Source organism: Streptomyces sp. NBC_01176 (assembly GCF_045039825.1).
In the GTDB taxonomy this organism is placed as follows: domain Bacteria; phylum Actinomycetota; class Actinomycetes; order Streptomycetales; family Streptomycetaceae; genus Streptomyces.
In genome coordinates, this window is sequence record NZ_CP108600.1 from 1,158,467 (window position 1) to 1,174,712 (window position 16,246).

Annotated in this window: 13 protein-coding genes and 5 pseudogenes; 11 read left to right on the forward strand and 7 right to left on the reverse strand. The window is 67.5% G+C overall.

Annotation, left to right across the window (positions count from 1 at the left end):
* Positions 1-555: 555 nt before the first annotated feature.
* Entirely contained in the window at positions 556-849 is a 294-nt protein-coding gene (locus OG199_RS04760; protein WP_405828162.1) for a hypothetical protein, read from the reverse strand.
* 180 nt (positions 850-1,029) lie between these two features.
* On the opposite strand from OG199_RS04760, the gene OG199_RS04765 reads away from it, so the two are divergent.
* Positions 1,030-1,566: a winged helix-turn-helix domain-containing protein gene (locus OG199_RS04765; RefSeq protein ID WP_405828164.1), complete on the forward strand. Its 537-nt coding sequence runs from the start codon at positions 1,030-1,032 to the stop codon at positions 1,564-1,566.
* Entirely contained in the window at positions 1,476-2,087 is a 612-nt protein-coding gene (locus OG199_RS04770) for a transposase (protein WP_405828166.1), read from the forward strand. The genes OG199_RS04765 and OG199_RS04770 overlap by 91 nt, the downstream gene beginning before the upstream one ends.
* Positions 2,088-2,111: 24 nt before the next feature.
* On the opposite strand, the gene OG199_RS04775 is transcribed toward OG199_RS04770, so the two are convergent.
* A complete protein-coding gene (locus OG199_RS04775; protein WP_405828167.1) occupies positions 2,112-2,555 on the reverse strand; it encodes a DUF4279 domain-containing protein in 444 nt (147 codons plus the stop codon).
* 331 nt (positions 2,556-2,886) lie between these two features.
* On the opposite strand from OG199_RS04775, the pseudogene OG199_RS04780 reads away from it, so the two are divergent.
* From OG199_RS04780 to OG199_RS04805, 6 genes and pseudogenes are all read left to right on the forward strand, one after another.
* Positions 2,887-3,042, forward strand: a pseudogene (locus tag OG199_RS04780) (peptidoglycan-binding protein); the annotation flags it as partial.
* Positions 3,043-3,485: 443 nt separating this feature from the next.
* Positions 3,486-3,635: a peptidoglycan-binding protein gene (locus OG199_RS04785; protein WP_405828169.1), complete on the forward strand. Its 150-nt coding sequence runs from the start codon at positions 3,486-3,488 to the stop codon at positions 3,633-3,635.
* Positions 3,632-4,507, forward strand: a complete 876-nt coding sequence (locus OG199_RS04790) for a DUF2690 domain-containing protein (RefSeq protein ID WP_405828170.1) — start codon at positions 3,632-3,634, stop codon at positions 4,505-4,507. The genes OG199_RS04785 and OG199_RS04790 overlap by 4 nt, the downstream gene beginning before the upstream one ends.
* 162 nt (positions 4,508-4,669) lie before the next feature.
* Entirely contained in the window at positions 4,670-5,575 is a 906-nt protein-coding gene (locus OG199_RS04795; protein WP_405828172.1) for a S41 family peptidase, read from the forward strand.
* A gap of 287 nt (positions 5,576-5,862) precedes the next feature.
* Positions 5,863-5,952: pseudogene (locus tag OG199_RS04800) on the forward strand (IS5/IS1182 family transposase); the annotation flags it as partial.
* A gap of 156 nt (positions 5,953-6,108) precedes the next feature.
* Positions 6,109-6,909: pseudogene (locus OG199_RS04805) on the forward strand (IS5 family transposase).
* A 25-nt stretch (positions 6,910-6,934) separates the two neighbouring features.
* Here the strand turns inward: OG199_RS04805 and OG199_RS04810 are convergent.
* The 4 genes and pseudogenes from OG199_RS04810 to OG199_RS04825 all read right to left on the reverse strand — a co-directional run bounded on the left by OG199_RS04810 (position 6,935) and on the right by OG199_RS04825 (position 11,127).
* The gene (locus OG199_RS04810) at positions 6,935-7,357 is read right to left on the reverse strand and encodes an adenylyltransferase/cytidyltransferase family protein (RefSeq protein WP_405828174.1); all 423 of its coding nucleotides are present in this window, start codon (positions 7,355-7,357) and stop codon (positions 6,935-6,937) included.
* Positions 7,358-8,032: 675 nt separating this feature from the next.
* A pseudogene (locus tag OG199_RS04815) lies at positions 8,033-8,918 on the reverse strand (LLM class flavin-dependent oxidoreductase); the annotation flags it as partial.
* A gap of 95 nt (positions 8,919-9,013) precedes the next feature.
* Positions 9,014-10,041: pseudogene (locus OG199_RS04820) on the reverse strand (zinc-binding dehydrogenase).
* A gap of 297 nt (positions 10,042-10,338) precedes the next feature.
* Entirely contained in the window at positions 10,339-11,127 is a 789-nt protein-coding gene (locus tag OG199_RS04825; protein WP_356807905.1) for an SDR family oxidoreductase, read from the reverse strand.
* Positions 11,128-11,315: 188 nt separating this feature from the next.
* Here OG199_RS04825 and OG199_RS04830 point away from each other — a divergent pair, with 188 nt between their 5' ends.
* The gene (locus tag OG199_RS04830; protein ID WP_356807907.1) at positions 11,316-12,194 is read left to right on the forward strand and encodes a helix-turn-helix transcriptional regulator; all 879 of its coding nucleotides are present in this window, start codon (positions 11,316-11,318) and stop codon (positions 12,192-12,194) included.
* A 242-nt stretch (positions 12,195-12,436) separates the two neighbouring features.
* Entirely contained in the window at positions 12,437-13,300 is an 864-nt protein-coding gene (locus OG199_RS04835; RefSeq protein ID WP_356807908.1) for a ribosome-inactivating family protein, read from the forward strand.
* A 693-nt stretch (positions 13,301-13,993) separates the two neighbouring features.
* Here the strand turns inward: OG199_RS04835 and OG199_RS04840 are convergent.
* Complete coding sequence (locus tag OG199_RS04840; protein ID WP_356807909.1) at positions 13,994-14,578, reverse strand: helix-turn-helix domain-containing protein; 585 nt, start codon at positions 14,576-14,578, stop codon at positions 13,994-13,996.
* A 170-nt stretch (positions 14,579-14,748) separates the two neighbouring features.
* Here OG199_RS04840 and OG199_RS04845 point away from each other — a divergent pair, with 170 nt between their 5' ends.
* Entirely contained in the window at positions 14,749-15,690 is a 942-nt protein-coding gene (locus OG199_RS04845) for an SDR family NAD(P)-dependent oxidoreductase (RefSeq protein WP_405828177.1), read from the forward strand.
* The last annotated feature ends 556 nt before the right edge of the window (positions 15,691-16,246 follow it).

Consider the following 16,246-nt stretch of genomic DNA (forward strand, 5'->3'; position numbering starts at 1 on the left):
TTGGTGGTGCCCGTGTCGCGGCCGCGGGTCCTGTGAGCGGTGGTCGACACATCGTACTTGGCCCCGGAGCGCGCGGAGCGGCCGTTGGCGTCCAGGTGGCTGCCGGTCGAGTACTGGTTGACGAGGTAGATGACTTCGCAGCTGGTTACGCGGCTTCCATCTACCTTGCCGGTCGCAGAGACAACCTTCCAGACCGAGGTCCTGGGGCCGCGACTGTTGGGGGTCCGGTTGGTGCTGACGTCGTACTTGGCGCCGGGCTGGCGGGACAGGCCGTTGGCATCCAGGTAACCACCGTACTCATCTGGCGGGCGGTGCCGTAGACACCGGCGGCGAGTTGCTGCCAGACGCTGGGGGGTGCGCGGTTCGGCCGTAGCTGCTCAGGGGCCCTGGTCGTGCGGCTGTTACCAGTGTCCGTCTTCTTGACCGTCCAGCCGTAGTCGTCAGCGCTGCCGCTGCACACGACACGGGCACCCATTTGTTGTCCGCGGACAACAAACTGGTCTCACGCAGAGGCCAGAGGACAGTGGGGCTTCCCCTTCACGAGACGGCTTTCCGTCAGCAGACGACGGTCTTCTGGTAGCGGTCCCAGTTGATCGTGTGGATGAGGCCGTGCTTGTGCGTGAGGGTCTTGCAGCCCATGTCGCCGCCGGCCTTCACGACGATGTTGACGTGCATCGTCTTGCCGCACGTGTTGTAGAGGGAGACCTGCTGGACGTCGGGCTGGCTGTATACCGTCCGGCTGGTGCAGGCCGGCGCGGTGCCCCCAGAAGCCGCACTCGCGGCAGGGGCCATGGCCGCGGCGGATCCGACCAGTGCCGCCGTCGCCGCCAGATTCCTACGCATTCCCATGGATGATCTCTCCTTCGATGGTTGAGGGCGGCGCGGGGTGGACCGCGCCGCCCGGCTTGCACCATCGAGATTGGCCGCCGGTCACGGTCGGCTGCCGGTATCTACGGCTACTGAACTTGATTGAGTGATGTCGGTGCCGTTCGCCGAACAGGTGGGTGTCGGCATCGGTAGCACTGGGGCGTGAGGTACGCGCAGGGTGGTGGGCTGACCGACGCCGAGAGAACCACGCGGGAGCGGTTACGGCTCCAGGCCGTGGAGCGTTTTGAGGTCGGGCAGAAGACCGCAGAGATTGCCGCTGCCCTGCGGATCAGCGTTCGGTCGGTCGAGCGGTGGCGCCGGGCCTGGCGCGGGGGCGGTGAGGCGGGGGTCCTGTCGAAGGGGTCGCCGGGAAGACCTCGGCTCAGTGAGGCCCAGATGGCCAGGCTGGAACGGGAGTTGCAGCGCGGTCCGCTGGCCCATGGGTGGGCGGACCAGCGGTGGACGCTGGCCCGGATCAAGACCGTGATCGGGCGGCTGTTCCATGTCTCCTGCACGGTCGAGGGCACTTGGCGACTGAAGCGGCATGGCTGGAGCCGGCAGCAACCCACTCGGCGGGCCATCGAGCGTGATGACGACGCGGTCGAGGTGTGGAAGAAGGAGACCTGGCCGCGGGTAAGAGCATCGCGGCGGAGCGCGGCGCCTGGACCGTCTTCGAGGACGAGGCCGGGCAGTCGATGACTCCGCCGCGGGCCAGGACCTGGGGTCGGATCGGCCAGACCCTGGTTGTGCGGGTGCGGGGCCGGGGCTCCGGGCGGATGTCGAAGGCGGGGATGTCCTGCTCCAAGCCGGGCGAGCAGTCCCGGCTTCTCTACGCGATCCGCGAGTACCGCGGTCGCAAGGACGAGCCGAAGGGCTTCGGCTGGCGCGACTTCCGCGACCTGATCGTCCGCGCCCGCATCCAGCTCGGCGGACCGATCGTGCTGGTCTGGGACAACGTCCGCCTGCACCTGACGGCGGGCATGCGGGAGTTCATCGACGCGAACGCCGAGTGGCTCACCGTGTTCCAGCTGCCCACCTATGCCCCTGACCTCAACCCGCAGGAGGGTGTGTGGTCGTTGGTCAAGCGCGACATCGGCAACCTTGCTGCGGCCTATCTCGGCCAGATCACCCGAGCCGTGAAGCGCCGCCTCAAGAGGATCCAGTACCGCCCAGAACTCGTTGACGGCTGCCTTACCGGAACGGGGCTCACCCTCGCCTGACGGCCCGAGATGGTTTTCTCGTCCTTACGGGGAAACGACAATCGCGGCTGGTTCGGGCGGATAGAGGTCGAGCACGATGTCCAGTCCCAGTGCACCGACCTCGGCGAGCAGGTGAGCGGGCAGAACACAGCCTCCCTGACCGCTTTCGCTGCCGAATCCGAGAAGCAGCTCCAGGACGCATTCGACGGACAGGCCGGCCAGCTCCTCGCGACGCCCGTCAAGAAGTTCGACTAGCGCTCGTACATGGTCCGTGAGGTCGGTGTCCTCAGGCAGTCCGCTCCGCCTGATCCAGACGCTGGTCTCCCGCCGAGCACTGGTTGGATTGCGGGGACTCATCAGGCTGTCCCCCTCGAACTGCTGGTCCGCCGTGATCCCCAGGCGCCCTGAGATCTCGTGGACGCTGACCGTTCGGCTTGTGATCCGGATCGACCCGGCCGACCACGTCGTGACCGGCCCGGCCGACTGCATCCTTAGGTCCTCTGGCACGTCCTCACGATCGCAGGACACCGGACGGGACGCGAGTACATTTTTCCCAGGTCTCATGCGAGGGCGGAGGCAGACGGGACCGACATCACGAGTTCAGATTCAGTAGTTGGGGCGTTCGTGAGCCGTCCGCTGCGCTGACCTGCTAGGACATAGCTGTGTGTGAAGGGGTTCTGGGCCGAAGTGGAGCCACTGGGTGAGCTAACCGAAAGGCCTGCTGCCAACGAGCCGTTGGGAAACGATGATTCCGACGGGCCCAGAAAGCCCTACGACACAGCCACGAGCCTGCAACGGGCTCAACGCGTATGGGTGGAACATGTCGCGTTGGAAAACGTTACCGACATCGCTCGACGAACAGGCACAGAAGCTGGTCATTCAGCTGCGCTGGCTGAAGGACCGAAGCGGGCTGAGCCTGCTGTCGCACCAGTCCAAGACGGGGTACAGCCGCTCCTCATGGGAGCGCTATCTCAACGGAACGGCGCTACTGCCGCGGGAGGCGGTGGAAGCCTTTTTGGCCCGCGTGAGTGGCGTCGACGCGACGAAAATCGTGGTTGTGCATGAGATGGCCGCAGAGGCATGGCTGCCATCGCCTGCACCGGTAGCCGGAGCAGCGGTTGGGCCCACCGTGTCTGAGCCCAGAGTGCTGATCGGCGTTGGCACTGCTGTAGTTGTCGGCGCGCTACTCGCTGGGCTGCTGGTCATCGCTCCTTGGGAGGACGGCTGCGCGTCGGGCGAAAGCCCGAAGGGGTCGGGTAACGCCCCCTCGTCGGCCGCGGCGTTCATCTACCACCCGGGCAAGACCTGTCCGTGCCCGCTCGAGCCGCACAAGGGGCAGCTGTACGCGGGCCACAGCACCGCGCGTACAAGGTGCTCGGGCAGGGTTCGCAGGGCTGGGACGTCGTGGAGGTGCAGTGCTTGCTGCAGCACGACGGGTTTGATGCCGGCGGCGCGGACGGGGTCTACGGCGCGAACACCGCGCGAGCCGTCAAGCTCCTGCAGAAGAAGGCCGGCCTGTACACCGATGGTGTGGTGGGAAAGCACACGTGGCAGGTCCTGCGGAAGTGACAGACTCCACGCGACCGGCCTGTGACCGGCTGGCGCAGGCTCTGCAGGGACTCAAGGCTCGCACCGGGTTGAGTATGACGATGCTGGCAGAGCGCTCCGCATACAGCAAGTCGTCCTGGCAGCGCTATCTCAACGGCAATCAACTCGTCCCACGCAAAGCTGTCGTGGCCCTGTGTGCCATGGCGGGGGAACCCCCAGGACGGTTACTGGCGCTGCGGGAGCTGGCCGACCAGGAGTGGAGCGGACGCGCGCGGGCGACGGCGCCCACGGTCAAGCCGGGGGAGGGGGACAGGCGGCCAGACACTCAGAGCGTTTCCGCGGGACACGCTGCTGCCGACGAGGAGAAGAAGCGGAACCTTGGTTGGCGCCGGTGGGCATTTGTCGCGGCGGCCGTGCTGGGGCTTGCTGCTGCGGCGACATGGGTGACGGCTGTGCACGGCACGGGCTCGAAGGAGCCAATCCAGCAGTCTGCACGCTCCCTGCCGCCGGCTCAGAGCTGCGAAGGCCAGACATGTGCAGGGTGGGATCCGTTGATGACGGGCTGCGCGGCTTCTGGAGAGGTCGAGGACATCGGCTCTAAGGAGCCGTATCGGACGTCTGGGGGTGCGTTGCTGGGCTTCAGGTACAGCGGGCAGTGCCACGCAGTGTGGGCGATGTTGTGGCGGGCGAACGTCGGAGACATCATCGAGATCTCAGGTCAGAGTGGCAGCTCTCAACAAGTTCAGGTCCACGACATGGATGAAGGCTCCGTCACGACTCCCATGATCAACGGCAGCAAACTCGACGATCTTGAAGCCTGCTACAAAACGTTGGACCGGCACCCGGAGTGCTTCCGGCTGAGACCTGCCGTCGCGGGGCTCAGACGCAGGTGATGAAGCACCCGCTAGCGCAAGGGGTGAGAGAGCGCGCAAACAGCTCGGGCGCATCGATCTCCACGACGTCCTCGGGAGGCGGCGGACAGGGAGGCTGACCAGCCTTACCGAAAGAGTCCAACCCCTTTGAGCTTTCGCAACGCGACTGCTCTACTCCCTGCTATGACGACTTCGACGAAGCTTGCGCCAGCCCCTGTCATCGACGAGACGACCCGGCTGCTGACCGAGCACTACGTTTTCCCCGAGATAGCTGAACAGCTGGCCGGCCTGCTGCAACGACGCCTCGCCGAGGGAGCGTACGACGTCGACGAGGCCGAGGAGCTCGCCCGCCTGGTCACCACGGACCTGCAGTCCGTCAACCGCGACCGGCACCTGAGACTGAAGCACCACGCCACCCCCATTCCCCCGAAGCAGGGAGCGGCCACCCTGGACGCCATGCGCCGGGACTTCGACTCCTCTCTGGGCGGTGCGCCCCGGGCGCAGTTGCTCGACGGAGGGGTCGCCGTGGTGGAGCTGGCACCGATGCTGTTTCCGCTGGAGTGGGCCGCCGAACCGCTGAGCGCCGCGCTCACCCTTGCCTCCCGCGCCCAGGCGCTGATCGTGGACCTGCGTACCAACCGGGGCGGCGACCCGGACACGGTCGCCTTTGTCTGCAGCTACCTGCTCGACGAGCGCACCCACCTCAACACCATGTACTGGCGCGACGGCGAGCGCAGCGAGCAGTCCTGGAGCCTGCCGCACGTTCCAGGCGCGCGCTTCGGCGGCACCAAGCCGTTGTATGTGCTGTCCAGCGACAGCACCTTCTCTGCCGCCGAGGAGCTGGCGTACGACCTCCAGCAGCTCGGCCGCGCCGTAGTCGTCGGTGAGCCCACCCGCGGCGGCGCGCACCCGTGCCAGGGCTGGACCCTGCACCCTTATTTGGAAGCCACCGTCCCCGTCGGCCGCGCCATCAACCCCGTCTCGAGCACGAATTGGGAGGGCATCGGTGTGCAGCCGGACATTCCGTGTGCCGCTGCCGACTCCCTCGACCGCGCTCACGCCCTGGCCCTCGCCCGGCTGGCAGGCTGACCCGGTCCAGCTCGCGCAACGGCACTGCGCGCGGCGCCTCCCACCCACCCCGCGACTGACTTCGCCGGCGGAGGCCGGGCGCGCTCACCCCGCACGACGAGGTTCGCTGAGACAGAGGCCCGAACGACTCGGTTCGTTGAAAAAACGACTCGATTGAGTCCGGCAGTCTTCCTTGCGCCTGAGTGGCCGCGTGCTGGCAGGCCACTCCCTGCCAGCCTGCAAGTACGTCAGCTTGCCCCGCTGTTGTTCACATCATGCGGGGTAACCAGGTTGCGGAGCGGTAGGGGTCCGGCCGGATCTTCCGCCGGTCCCACTGCAGCCCCAACCGCATGAGCGTCATTGCCGCAGCCGTCCTCACCCTGGAGCGCCAACGCTGAAAACGCTCAGTCACTCAATCTACGAGAAGACCTAGTTCACCCCTGATCGCAGCTACAGCACTAAGAGCTCGTAACAGGATCTTGTCGAGGGGCCCTGGTCGGGCGTGACCGATGGGATGATTCCGCCGTTCGTGTCGTGTGACGACTCGGCCTTGGATGGTGGACGACGGCTTGTGGGCCCTGATCGAACCGCTCCTCCCGCCCTGGCCCGAGCGGTCGCCGGGGCCGAAGCCGGTGGATGACCGGCTGTGCTTGCAGGGCATCTTGTACGTCCTGCACCAGGACATCGCCAGGCAACTCCTGCCCCTGGAGCTGGGGTTCGGATCCGGACAGACCCGCTGGCGGCGTCTGAACCGCTGGCAGCAAGCCGGAGTCTTCGAGAAACTGCATCGCGTTCTGCTCGCCGAGCTGAACGCGGCCGGCGAACTCGACTGGTCCCGCGCGTGCGTGGACGGCTCGCACGTCCGCGCGAAAAAGGGGGAGCTGCGACTGGTCCGTCACCGGTCGACCGGCGGAAGACGGGCAGCAAGCACCACTTGATCTGCGACGGCAAGGGCACTCCGCTGCACGTCATCAACGACCGCCGCCAACGTCAACGACATCACCCAGACCCTCGACCTGGTCGACGGCATCCTGCCCGTCGCCGGACGCCCCGGCCGACCGCGACGGCGACCCGAGTCCGTCCTGGGCGACAAGGCGTACGACTCGAAAGCCGTGCGCCGTGAGCTGCGGCACCGCAGGATCCTGCCCGTGATCTCCCGCAAGGGCGCCCCGAACATCAAGGGCCTGGGCAAGCTCCGCTACGTCGTGGAGCAGACCTTTGCCCTGCTCCACCAGTTCAAACGCCTTGCCATCCGATGGGAACGACGCCTCGAACTCCACGATGCCTTGGTTACGTTGGGCTGCAGCCTCATCTGCTGGAGACGCCTCAAGAAGGCCGGATCACATCCGCGTTAGGAGCTTGCGAGGTCGCCGTGTTCCCTCACGAAGCGTCCGCCGCGCGACACCGTTGGATGAGGTCGGTCGTGGAGACGCCGGCCGTGTACCGCACAAGCTGCAACTTTCCCGCAGCAGCCACAGGCCCGAAGACCTCTTGGACCGCATCCGCCGTGAGGTCGTCACCGTGCACGACCACGTCGATGCCGTGCCGGTCCAGGAACTCGTTCGTGACACGGTAGGGCGCGTCCGGGAGCACTACATCGACGTACCGGCACGCTTCGATCACCGCAACCCGCTCCGCCAGGGTCATGATGGGCCTGCGTTTGTACCCGGCCACGACCTCATCTGAGAGCACTCCGACAATCAGCTGCTCCCCGAAGTCCCGCGCGGCCCTCAGCAGCGCGACATGCCCTGGGTGGAACAGGTCTCCAACCATGTCAACGTAGACGTTCTCGCGCTCAGCCATGCCTGTCGCCCTCTCGACGGTCCCAAGCCGACCAAGACTGGGCCAACCGACCTCCGCCGTCAACCATCTGCCGATCGACGCCCGAAGTGGTTCACGAAGGCTCGCTCATGATCTTGTTGCGAGCTCTTTGCCTTGCCTGCTGTTCCCGGATGCCGGACACAGTAGGGACGCCCGATCCATACAAACACGGCGGAGCGCTTCAGGCCATCAGCTCCATCGTGGCGCAGAGAAATTCTGCAGAGAGCACGCAGCGACTGTAGGCACGGTGCGAATGTGCATCATAGGGGGGAGGTTGGGGCGGTGACGCGTCCCGGTCTTCGCCATGTGAGGGCTGGTGAGCTGGACAGCGGCACCGCGCAGAGCGGCGGGGGTATGCGGAGATTCGCAGCGATCAGCGGTGAACTTGCCGGATCCCGTCGGATCTGGATGGGGTGAGACCCGCGTCGCCCCAGCATTCCGGATGCAGCAAGATCAGGGTGAAATCCCTTGAGGTGATTTGATTCATCCATAAAAGAAGCTATGCCATGATCGGATGGGGTGCAACAGGCAGGCGCTCCCTCGCGCCGAGTTACCCCTTGGCCTTTCCCCCGGGGAAGCTCCCGAGCCCGCACCGGCACAACGGGCCCGAAGTCTGCCTCGCTGCGCGCACGAGAAGGGGGCGCGATCCTCCCCTCAAGGCGGGGTGAGTAGCAGCGTATCCGCGGCCTGGATCGCCTCGTCGTCCAGGAGCAGCTTAACCAGCTTGTCCGGCTCGGCAGCGTAGAAGCGCCCGAAGACGGACTGGGTGACATCGTCGTGCGTGCCGACCTGGTCGCGGGAGTTGCGGTCTTGGCCGAAGTAGGCGCGGTCGAGGTCGTTGGTCAGGGCGAAGATGCTGCGGGCGACCGAGACCCGCGGCTCGCGGGTGTGGCCCGCCTTGTTGTAGGCCTCGCGGTAGGCCTCGATCTGTTTGCGCTGCTGGACGTGGAGCGGCTCGCCGCTCTCGTTGACTTTCGACGCGGAGCCCCACCAGATCCTCTCCCGCAGCCCTTCGGAGTGCGGTTCGAGGCGCAGCAGTCCGGGCGGGTTGGGGAACATCGGGCGTGGGTTGGGGCGGGCGAAGCCCTTGCCGGCGAGGACCGTCAGGAACGCCTCTGTGTGTCGGCGGGCCATGTCGGCGTCCGTCTCGCCCGGTGCGGGGTGGTAGCCGAACAGGCGCCAGCCGTCGATCACCTGGTCCGGTGAGCCGCGACTGACGCCCAACTGCAGGCGGCCAGCCGATAGCAGGTCCGCGACGCCCGCGTTCTCGGCCATGTAGAGCGGGTTCTCGTGTCGCATGTCGATCACACCGGTGCCGAATCTCGATCTCCGAGGTCCGCGCAGCGACGGCTGCAAGCAGGGGAAACGGGCTGGCCGCCTGCCGGGCGAAATGGTGCACCCGGAAGTACGCGCCGTCCACGCCGAGTTCCTCGGCTGCGACGGCGAGGTCGATGGACTGGTGCAGCACATCTGCGGTCGACCGGGCCCGGGAATGCGCGTTGGGGGACCAGTGGCCGAAGGAGAGGAATCCGATGTTCTTCACGTTGTGTCCTGTGGTGGGAGGCAGTATTTCCCCGAGGTCGGCTGTCAGGTTGGGGGTGCGGCGGCCTATGCCGCACCCCCACCTGAGTTCTCCGGTTAGGGCTTGACGAGGACCTTCAGGCTCTTGCGGTCGGCCATGTCCTGGTAGCCGGCCGGGACCCCGGCGAGGTCGGTGGTGACGTCGAAGACCTTTCCGGGCTCGATCGCGCCGTTGAGGATTTCGGGCATCAGTTCCTCGATGTAGGCGCGGACTGGTGACGGGCCGTCGGCCAGGCGAATGTTGTGGCGGAAGAGACTGCCGAAGCCGATGGGGGCCTCCTCGTACTGCGGCGCACCGAGCCGACTGATAGTTCCGCCTGGCCGGATGATGCCGAGGGCCTGCTCGTAAGCGGGCTTGGTGCCGACGGCCTCCACGACCACATGCGCGCCCTCGCCGCCGGTGAGCTCGCGGACGGCTTCGACGCCGTTCGCGCCGCGGGCGGAGACAATGTCGGTGGCGCCGAACTCGCGGCCCAGGTCAGTGCGGGCCTGATGGCGGCCCGTGAGGATGATCTGTTCGGCCCCCAGCCGCTTGGCGGACAGGACCGCCATGAGGCCGACGGCTCCGTCGCCGATCACGGTGACGCGGGTGCGCTCGTTGACGCCGCCTGACACGGCACCGTGGTAACCGGTAGCGAAGACGTCGGAGAGCGTCAGCAGGGAGGGGATGAGGGCCGAGTCTGAGGCGACGGGGAGCTTGACGAGGGTGCCGTCGGCCAGCGGGACGCGGATGGCTTCGGCCCGGCCGCCCTCCTCCGCCTCGCCGTCCCAGAAGTTTGCCTGCGGGTGAGAACAAGAGGGTGCAGGCCCTCGCGGCAGAATGCGCAGGTGTTGTCGGAGATCGCCCAGGGGGAGACGACCAGGTCGCCGCGATTGACGGTGGTCACCTCCGAGCCGGTGTCCTCGACGATACCGATGAACTCGTGTCCCATCCGGGCGGGGCCGCCCTCGGGCTTCATCGAGGCGTACGGCCACAGATCGGTGCCGCAGACGCAGGATGCGGTGATCCTGACCAGGGCGTCGGTCGGGTACTTGATGACGGAGTCGGGGACGTTCCCGACGCGGACGTCGCCAGCTCCGTACATGAGGAGCTGCGCGCATGGGTGATGCTCCATTCCAAGTGGTCCGTGGGCGGGCGAGTGGTGCGGATCAACTGCCTTTCGAGGGCGGGGCCTTGCCGATGGTCTTCCGGTCTTGTGACGGGCCGTGCTCCTCGGGACGGCCTCGACGGCACTGCCGAGGCCGTCCCATGGATTCGTGTGAGGTGATTTGCTGTGAGGGGTGAGGGACAGTCGCGACCACCCTCACCCCTCCTGAGAGCACTTACGAGCATTTGTAAGGATTTGCCGCTTCTGTGTCTTGTGCGGCGTCGACCTGCCCGGTCAGCTGGGCTGGGCGGTGGGCATGATGAAGACCTGCGGGAGGTTGACCCGCAGCGGCAGGGAGGCGATGAAGCCGACCGTCTGCGCGATGTCCTCCGACTGGAGCCAGTCGATGGTCTCCTTCGACCCCTCGAGCCACGCGCTCGCGCCCTCGTCGGTGACATGCGATTGCAGCTCCGTGCCCACGATGCCCGGCTCGATCGCCGAGACCCGCACCCTCTTCGGGCCCAGCTCAACCCGCAGGTGCTTCGACAGGTGCGAGACGAACGCCTTGGTGGCCGCGTAGACGGCGAAGGTGGGGTAGAGGTTCTGCGCAGCACTCGACGACGTGTTGATCAGGTCGGCGACGCCGCGCTGGTCGGCGGCCCGCACCAGTTGCGGGGTGAAGGCGCCGATGACGTTCATCAGGCCGGAGATGTTGAGGTCGATCTGGCGCTGCCACTGGTCGGCGCGCAGTTCCTCGACGGGTGCGGGCAGCATGACGCCGGCGTTGTTGAAGAGCAGGTCCGCGCCGCCCAGCTCCGCCTCCACGCGGTCCGCGGCGGCCTGGACTGCGGCGGCGTCGGTGACGTCGACGGTGATCGCCACGGCGGTGCCGCCGTTCTTGACGATGCGGACGACGAGGTCGTCGAGGCGGTCCGTGCGCCTGGCCAGCACGGCGACCTTGGCGCCCAGCGATGCCAGGTGCTCGGCCGACGCCTCGCCGATACCGCTGGACGCGCCGGTGACAACAGCCACCCGGCCATCGAGGGACTCGGTGGGGGCCTGGGCAGAGGTCTCGGTGGTCATGGGATGACACCTTCCGGAAGATGAGTTCATTTCGAAGCGGGGCCTCCGACGTCTGCGGCGGCTCCTCGGCTTCAAGCTGACCACCGGAGGAAGGGCTAGAACCGCCCGGAGATGGTCCTGGTCAGACAGGTACCGCCAGTACCACCCAGCAGGAGGCCGGCGGTGTGCGGCCGGTCCAGACTGGATGCATGGACCGCAGCAGCGAGATCGCCAACTTCCTGCGCACCCGCCGCGCGCGGATCAGCCCCGAGTCGGCGGGACTGCCCGCCGACGGGCGCGCCCGCCGCGTCCCAGGCCTGCGCCGCGAGGAGGCGGCCCGGCTCGCAGGGGTGAGCACCGAGTACTACACCCGCCTCGAGCAGGGCAGGGCCTCACACCCCTCGCCCGAGGTGGTGGACGCGCTGGCCCGGGCCCTGCGCCTGGACGGAGCCGAGCGCGAGCACCTCACCGACCTCCTCGCCCGCCCGGGCAGGCGGCGGGCGCCGGTCAATCCGCAGCGGGTCCGCCAGGGTCTGCATCTGATGCTGCAGACGCTGGACCATGTGCCCGCCTTCGTCATCGGCCGGCGCACCGACGTCCTGGCTTCCAACCGCCTAGCGCGCGCCGTCCTGACCGACTTCGACACACTGCCTGCCCCGCGCCGCAACCTCGCCCGCTATTACCTCCTCGACCCCGAGGCTCGCGAGCGAACCGGCAACTGGGAGCAAGTCGCGTGCGAGACCGTCGCCATGCTGCGCCTGGAGGCGGGCCGCTGCCCGGGAGATCGACGGCTCGCCGAGCTGATCGGCGAACTGACGCTCGCTTCACCGGAGTTCAGCGCCTGGTGGAACGACCACCGTGTGCTGCGCCATACCCACGGGGCTGTGCACTACTGGCATCCGCTCGTCGGCGAGCTGGAATTCTCGTACGAGTCCATGCAACTGCCCGGCGACGACAACCAGACGCTGTGTGTCTACATGCCAGAGCCGGACTCCGCCACAGCCGGATCCCTTCGCATACTCAGCAGCTGGAACGCACCCGCCGCTGGCACCGCACCGGACCCCCGCCCGACCAGTCCCGGGAGCTGAGTAGTCCGGGGTCCTCAGACATTTCGACTCCTGGGTGACGTCAGGCCGGAGTGGTCCCCCGGCAGCCCCGTGCGCCAGACAGCACCCAGGGGCCACCCTCGGGCTGCCCACCGCTCCCGAGGGTCCCCAGACAGATCTACTTGACTAGTCAAATTGTCTGTAAGCTCATTTGCGCCGTAAGACGACCGACCGTCTAAGTCTTCGTCGCCCCCCTCTGTGCAAGAGGGAATGAAGCCGAAGCCGTGTCGGTCCCCGAAATCAAGGAGTGGCAGAGTGCCTCGGGGAACGTTTCGCATGTGTGGTTCGACGCGCTCGAGACACCCCAGTACTCGGCTCAGGCCCGATACAGGTCTTTCATCAACAGCCTTCGCCTCTCGGCAGGCCACGGGTACCGCGGGAACGTCGACATCACCCAGACCGGCGGCGCCGACGTCGGCCTGATCCGAGTCGACATCAACATGCGCCCCAACGGCTCCGGCCCTGCGGGCCTTCTGCGGCTCTGGGTCTCCCCGGGCAACCTGTACCTGCGGGGCTTCACGACCGCGACCGGCGTGACCTACGAGACCGCCGACCGCGGCACGTTCAACCTTCAGCAGACGATGAACAGCCTGCGCAATTCCCAAGGCGGAGGGCTGCTGCCCCCGGCCAACGCGGAGTACCGAGTGCTGCGGCACGGCGGCTCCTACGGATCCCTGGAGGCGGCCTCACCGCACGCCAGGGACACCCTGGACGTCTCATACAACCGACTTTGGAATCATCTCTGGCAGCTCGCTTTCGTCCAGGACGCAAGGACCGGGGCAGAAGCCGGCCCCACGGCTGAGTCCTTCCTGTTCATGACCCAATTCCTCTCCGAGTCTGCCCGGTTCAACGATGTCTTCGGCATCATGAACGACATCGTGTCGAGCCAGAACGCCCGCTACAACGGCATGCCCTGGCTGCACCGTTCCCTCGAGAACAACTGGGGGCCGCTCTCCAACTTCGGGATCGGCGTCAACAACAACGAGAACCCGCGGCCCGTCACCGTCAACAGCCAGCTGACCATCACGGACTGGTCCGGCATCGCCCGGTACCTCTCCACGTTGCTCGCCCGCGGTAACTCCGGCTGAGCCACCAGGAAGCGACCGCCATCGGCCGCCCTAGGGATCAGGCTTCGAGGCTGGCCCCCACCGCTTTCCGGGCGCAGGCCTGAATGGTGCTGAACCGCCGTTCGGTCGGGCCGGGCAGGACATCCTGCCCGGCCCGACGCCGTTCTCCGCGGCATGCCCTCTCTGGGGGCACAGCGCAAGCCCCCTTCCGCTGACCGCGTTACGGACACTGCGCTCGTCGGCCACCAGCACGGGCACCCCACGCGAATGGTTGACCTGAGCGTCCGGGGTACCGAATGCGTCGCCAGCAACGGGTGGACGCTCCCTGCCAGGCCGCTGTAGAGATTGATCCAAGTACACGGCCCGTGAGAGACCGGGGTGACCGCCGTTGCCAACGCAGGCTCCCGGGGGCTCCCCGCAGACTGCTGCTCCGGCGCATTGCTCGCGCTCCACCGGCAGGGGCGGCCGGGAGATCCTGGACGTCACGCTGGCGGGACGTCGGCTGGTGGCGAAAGCCGACGCCGATGTCGCCCGTCACGCCGCCAGCCCGTGGCGGCGCCCCGAAAGACTGGCATCACCCCCGCACCGGTTCACCCCCGTCGACATCCCGCCCACACGAGAGCCGGCCCCGGCGCGAAGTCCGGCCAAGGGCTGGTCAGAGTATGGCTGCCCCGATGCGACAGGAGGGCCGACAACGACTGGCGGCTCGCGTGGCTATGCGGTGGCCGCCGGGTCGACGCGACGGTTGGGCGCGAGACCGTCGAGGAGAAGGGTGACGAGCCGAGAGGCGAGATCACGCTCCTGTTCGTGTCCGCTGATGAGCGTGATGCCACCCAGCGCCATCAGGATGTCGTTCGGCGCCACGTCCCGGCGCACCTGTCCGGCGGCAATACCGGCCTCCAGGAGCGTCGTCACAGCCGTCTTCAGGGCATCGCGGCTGTGCAGACGCAGTCCTTCGCGGGTGGCCAGGATCACGGGCAGGGCGTCCGCCATGCCCCGCTTGGTGAGCATGTAGTCGACGAAGGCCTCCATCCATGCGCGCAGTGCGGCCGACGGGGTTTTCTCGTCCAAGAGCCGTTGTGCCGACGCGCACAGCCGGTCGGTCTCGTTGCGGTAGGTCGCCTCGATGAGGTCCTCGCGCGTCGGGAACCGGCGGTAGAGGGTCCCGATTCCGACGCCGGCCTTGGCCGCGATCGCTTTCATCGACGCCTCGGTGCCCTCCTCAGCAAAGACCTGGGCAGCGACCTCCAGGAGGCGTTCGTGGTTCGCCCGGGCGTCCGCGCGCATTGAGCGGGGCATCACATCTCCTTGCATACGGAGCCGGGTCCGCTTACGGTGAAGAGAGAAGCGGACTCGACTCCGCTTATGGGACCGGAACCCGGACTTGCATCCGCTTACGGACAGTTTAGGCCGTCGCCTCATGACACCCGTCCCCGGCACGGTCCGGCGGTAGAAACAGGAACAGGAACATGACACAGCTCGTCACCACACCCTTCGGTCCGCAGTCGACCGCGTCCGAAGTTGTCGCCGGCGTCGACCTCACCGGCCGCAGCGCCATCGTGACCGGCGGTGCGGGGGGTCTCGGCCGCGAGACCGCCCGTGCGCTCGCCTCGGCCGGCGCCGAGGTCACCATCGCGGCTCGGACCCTCGAGGCCGGCACCGCGGTCGCGCGGGAAATCGCCGAGGAGACCGGCAACGCCCGCACCCGCGGCGCCCAGCTCGACCTTGCGGACCCGGCCTCCGTCGCGGCCTTCGTGTCCGACTGGACCGGACCGCTGCACATCCTGGTCAACAACGCCGGCATCATGGCCACCCCCGAACTGCGCACCCCGACCGGCCGGGAACTGCAGTTCGCCACCAACCACCTGGGCCATTTCGCCCTGACCGTCGGTCTCCACGACGCCCTCGCCACCGCCCGCGGCGCCCGCGTGGCCGTGCTCAGCTCCGTCGGGCACGTCAACGGCCCGGTCCGCTTCGACGACCCCGACTTCACGGCGGAGCCCTACGACCCTTGGCTGGCATACGCCCAGTCCAAAACTGCGAACATTCTCTTCGCCGTGGAGGCCGCCAAACGCTGGGCAGCCGACAGCATCGCAATCAACGCGCTCAACCCCGGACGGATCTGGGGAACGGGGCTCGGCCGCCACATGGACGCCCCGCCCGCCTCGTTCGACCCGTCAGGCAAGACCGGCGTCACCGAGAAGACCATCGCCCAGGGCGCCGCGACATCCGTCCTCCTGGCGGCATCCCCTCTGGTCGAGGGCGTCACCGGCACCTACTTCGAGGACTGCCAGGAAGCCGGCCCCTTCACCGCCGGCGTCCGCCGCGGCGTCGCCGACTACGCCCTCGACCCCAACAACGCGCGCAAACTCTGGGACCTGTCCGTGCAGCTCACCACCGCTGGCCGGTGAACCTCACCCGGATCTGAGGCTGTCGCCCCGCCAGGGGCGACAGCATGCCCACCGCCCCGTCGCACACGGCCGCGGCACTTCGCGTACGCCCCGGCGCGACAACGGCTAGCAGGCGAGGGCGTCCAGCCACCAGGTGTCCATGGCGAGTCCTCAACCGGAACGCCAATCGTCACTGAACGGTCATTCGATACGGTGTTCTTCATGCGCGAGAAGCGCACTCAGGTCGTAGATCTCCGGATGGCCTGCAAGACGCAAAGGACCCGGTGCTCAGGCTCCGCACACGCCGATACCTTCGGCGTTCATGGGCTGGTCGAATCTGCTGGTTCGGCCGCCGGTATGGGCGGTCCCGCGCGGCGTGCGAACGGAGCGCGGGACCGCGTGCCCTGCCGTCCTGTCAGCGAGCCGGGCGTATATGACAATACGGATATCGGGCTTCCGAGTGGAGTGCACCGCGTCGAGCACGCTGTGGAACGGAGAGGCTGGACCTGACGATGCCTGGTCCGCCACCCGGGGAGAGTGCCGGACCAGGCCTGTGTCTACGGTGCACAGACGCCCC

Bases quoted from the DNA above. Each gene is read 5' to 3' on its own strand.
- OG199_RS04760 (WP_405828162.1), bottom strand. From the start codon at position 849: ATGGGAATGCGTAGGAATCTGGCGGCGACGGCGGCACTGGTCGGATCC.
- OG199_RS04775 (WP_405828167.1), bottom strand. From the start codon at position 2,555: ATGCAGTCGGCCGGGCCGGTCACGACGTGGTCGGCCGGGTCGATCCGG.
- OG199_RS04795 (WP_405828172.1), top strand. From the start codon at position 4,670: ATGACGACTTCGACGAAGCTTGCGCCAGCCCCTGTCATCGACGAGACG.
- OG199_RS04810 (WP_405828174.1), bottom strand. From the start codon at position 7,357: ATGGCTGAGCGCGAGAACGTCTACGTTGACATGGTTGGAGACCTGTTC.
- OG199_RS04825 (WP_356807905.1), bottom strand. From the start codon at position 11,127: ATGACCACCGAGACCTCTGCCCAGGCCCCCACCGAGTCCCTCGATGGC.
- OG199_RS04830 (WP_356807907.1), top strand. From the start codon at position 11,316: ATGGACCGCAGCAGCGAGATCGCCAACTTCCTGCGCACCCGCCGCGCG.
- OG199_RS04840 (WP_356807909.1), bottom strand. From the start codon at position 14,578: ATGCCCCGCTCAATGCGCGCGGACGCCCGGGCGAACCACGAACGCCTC.
- OG199_RS04845 (WP_405828177.1), top strand. From the start codon at position 14,749: ATGACACAGCTCGTCACCACACCCTTCGGTCCGCAGTCGACCGCGTCC.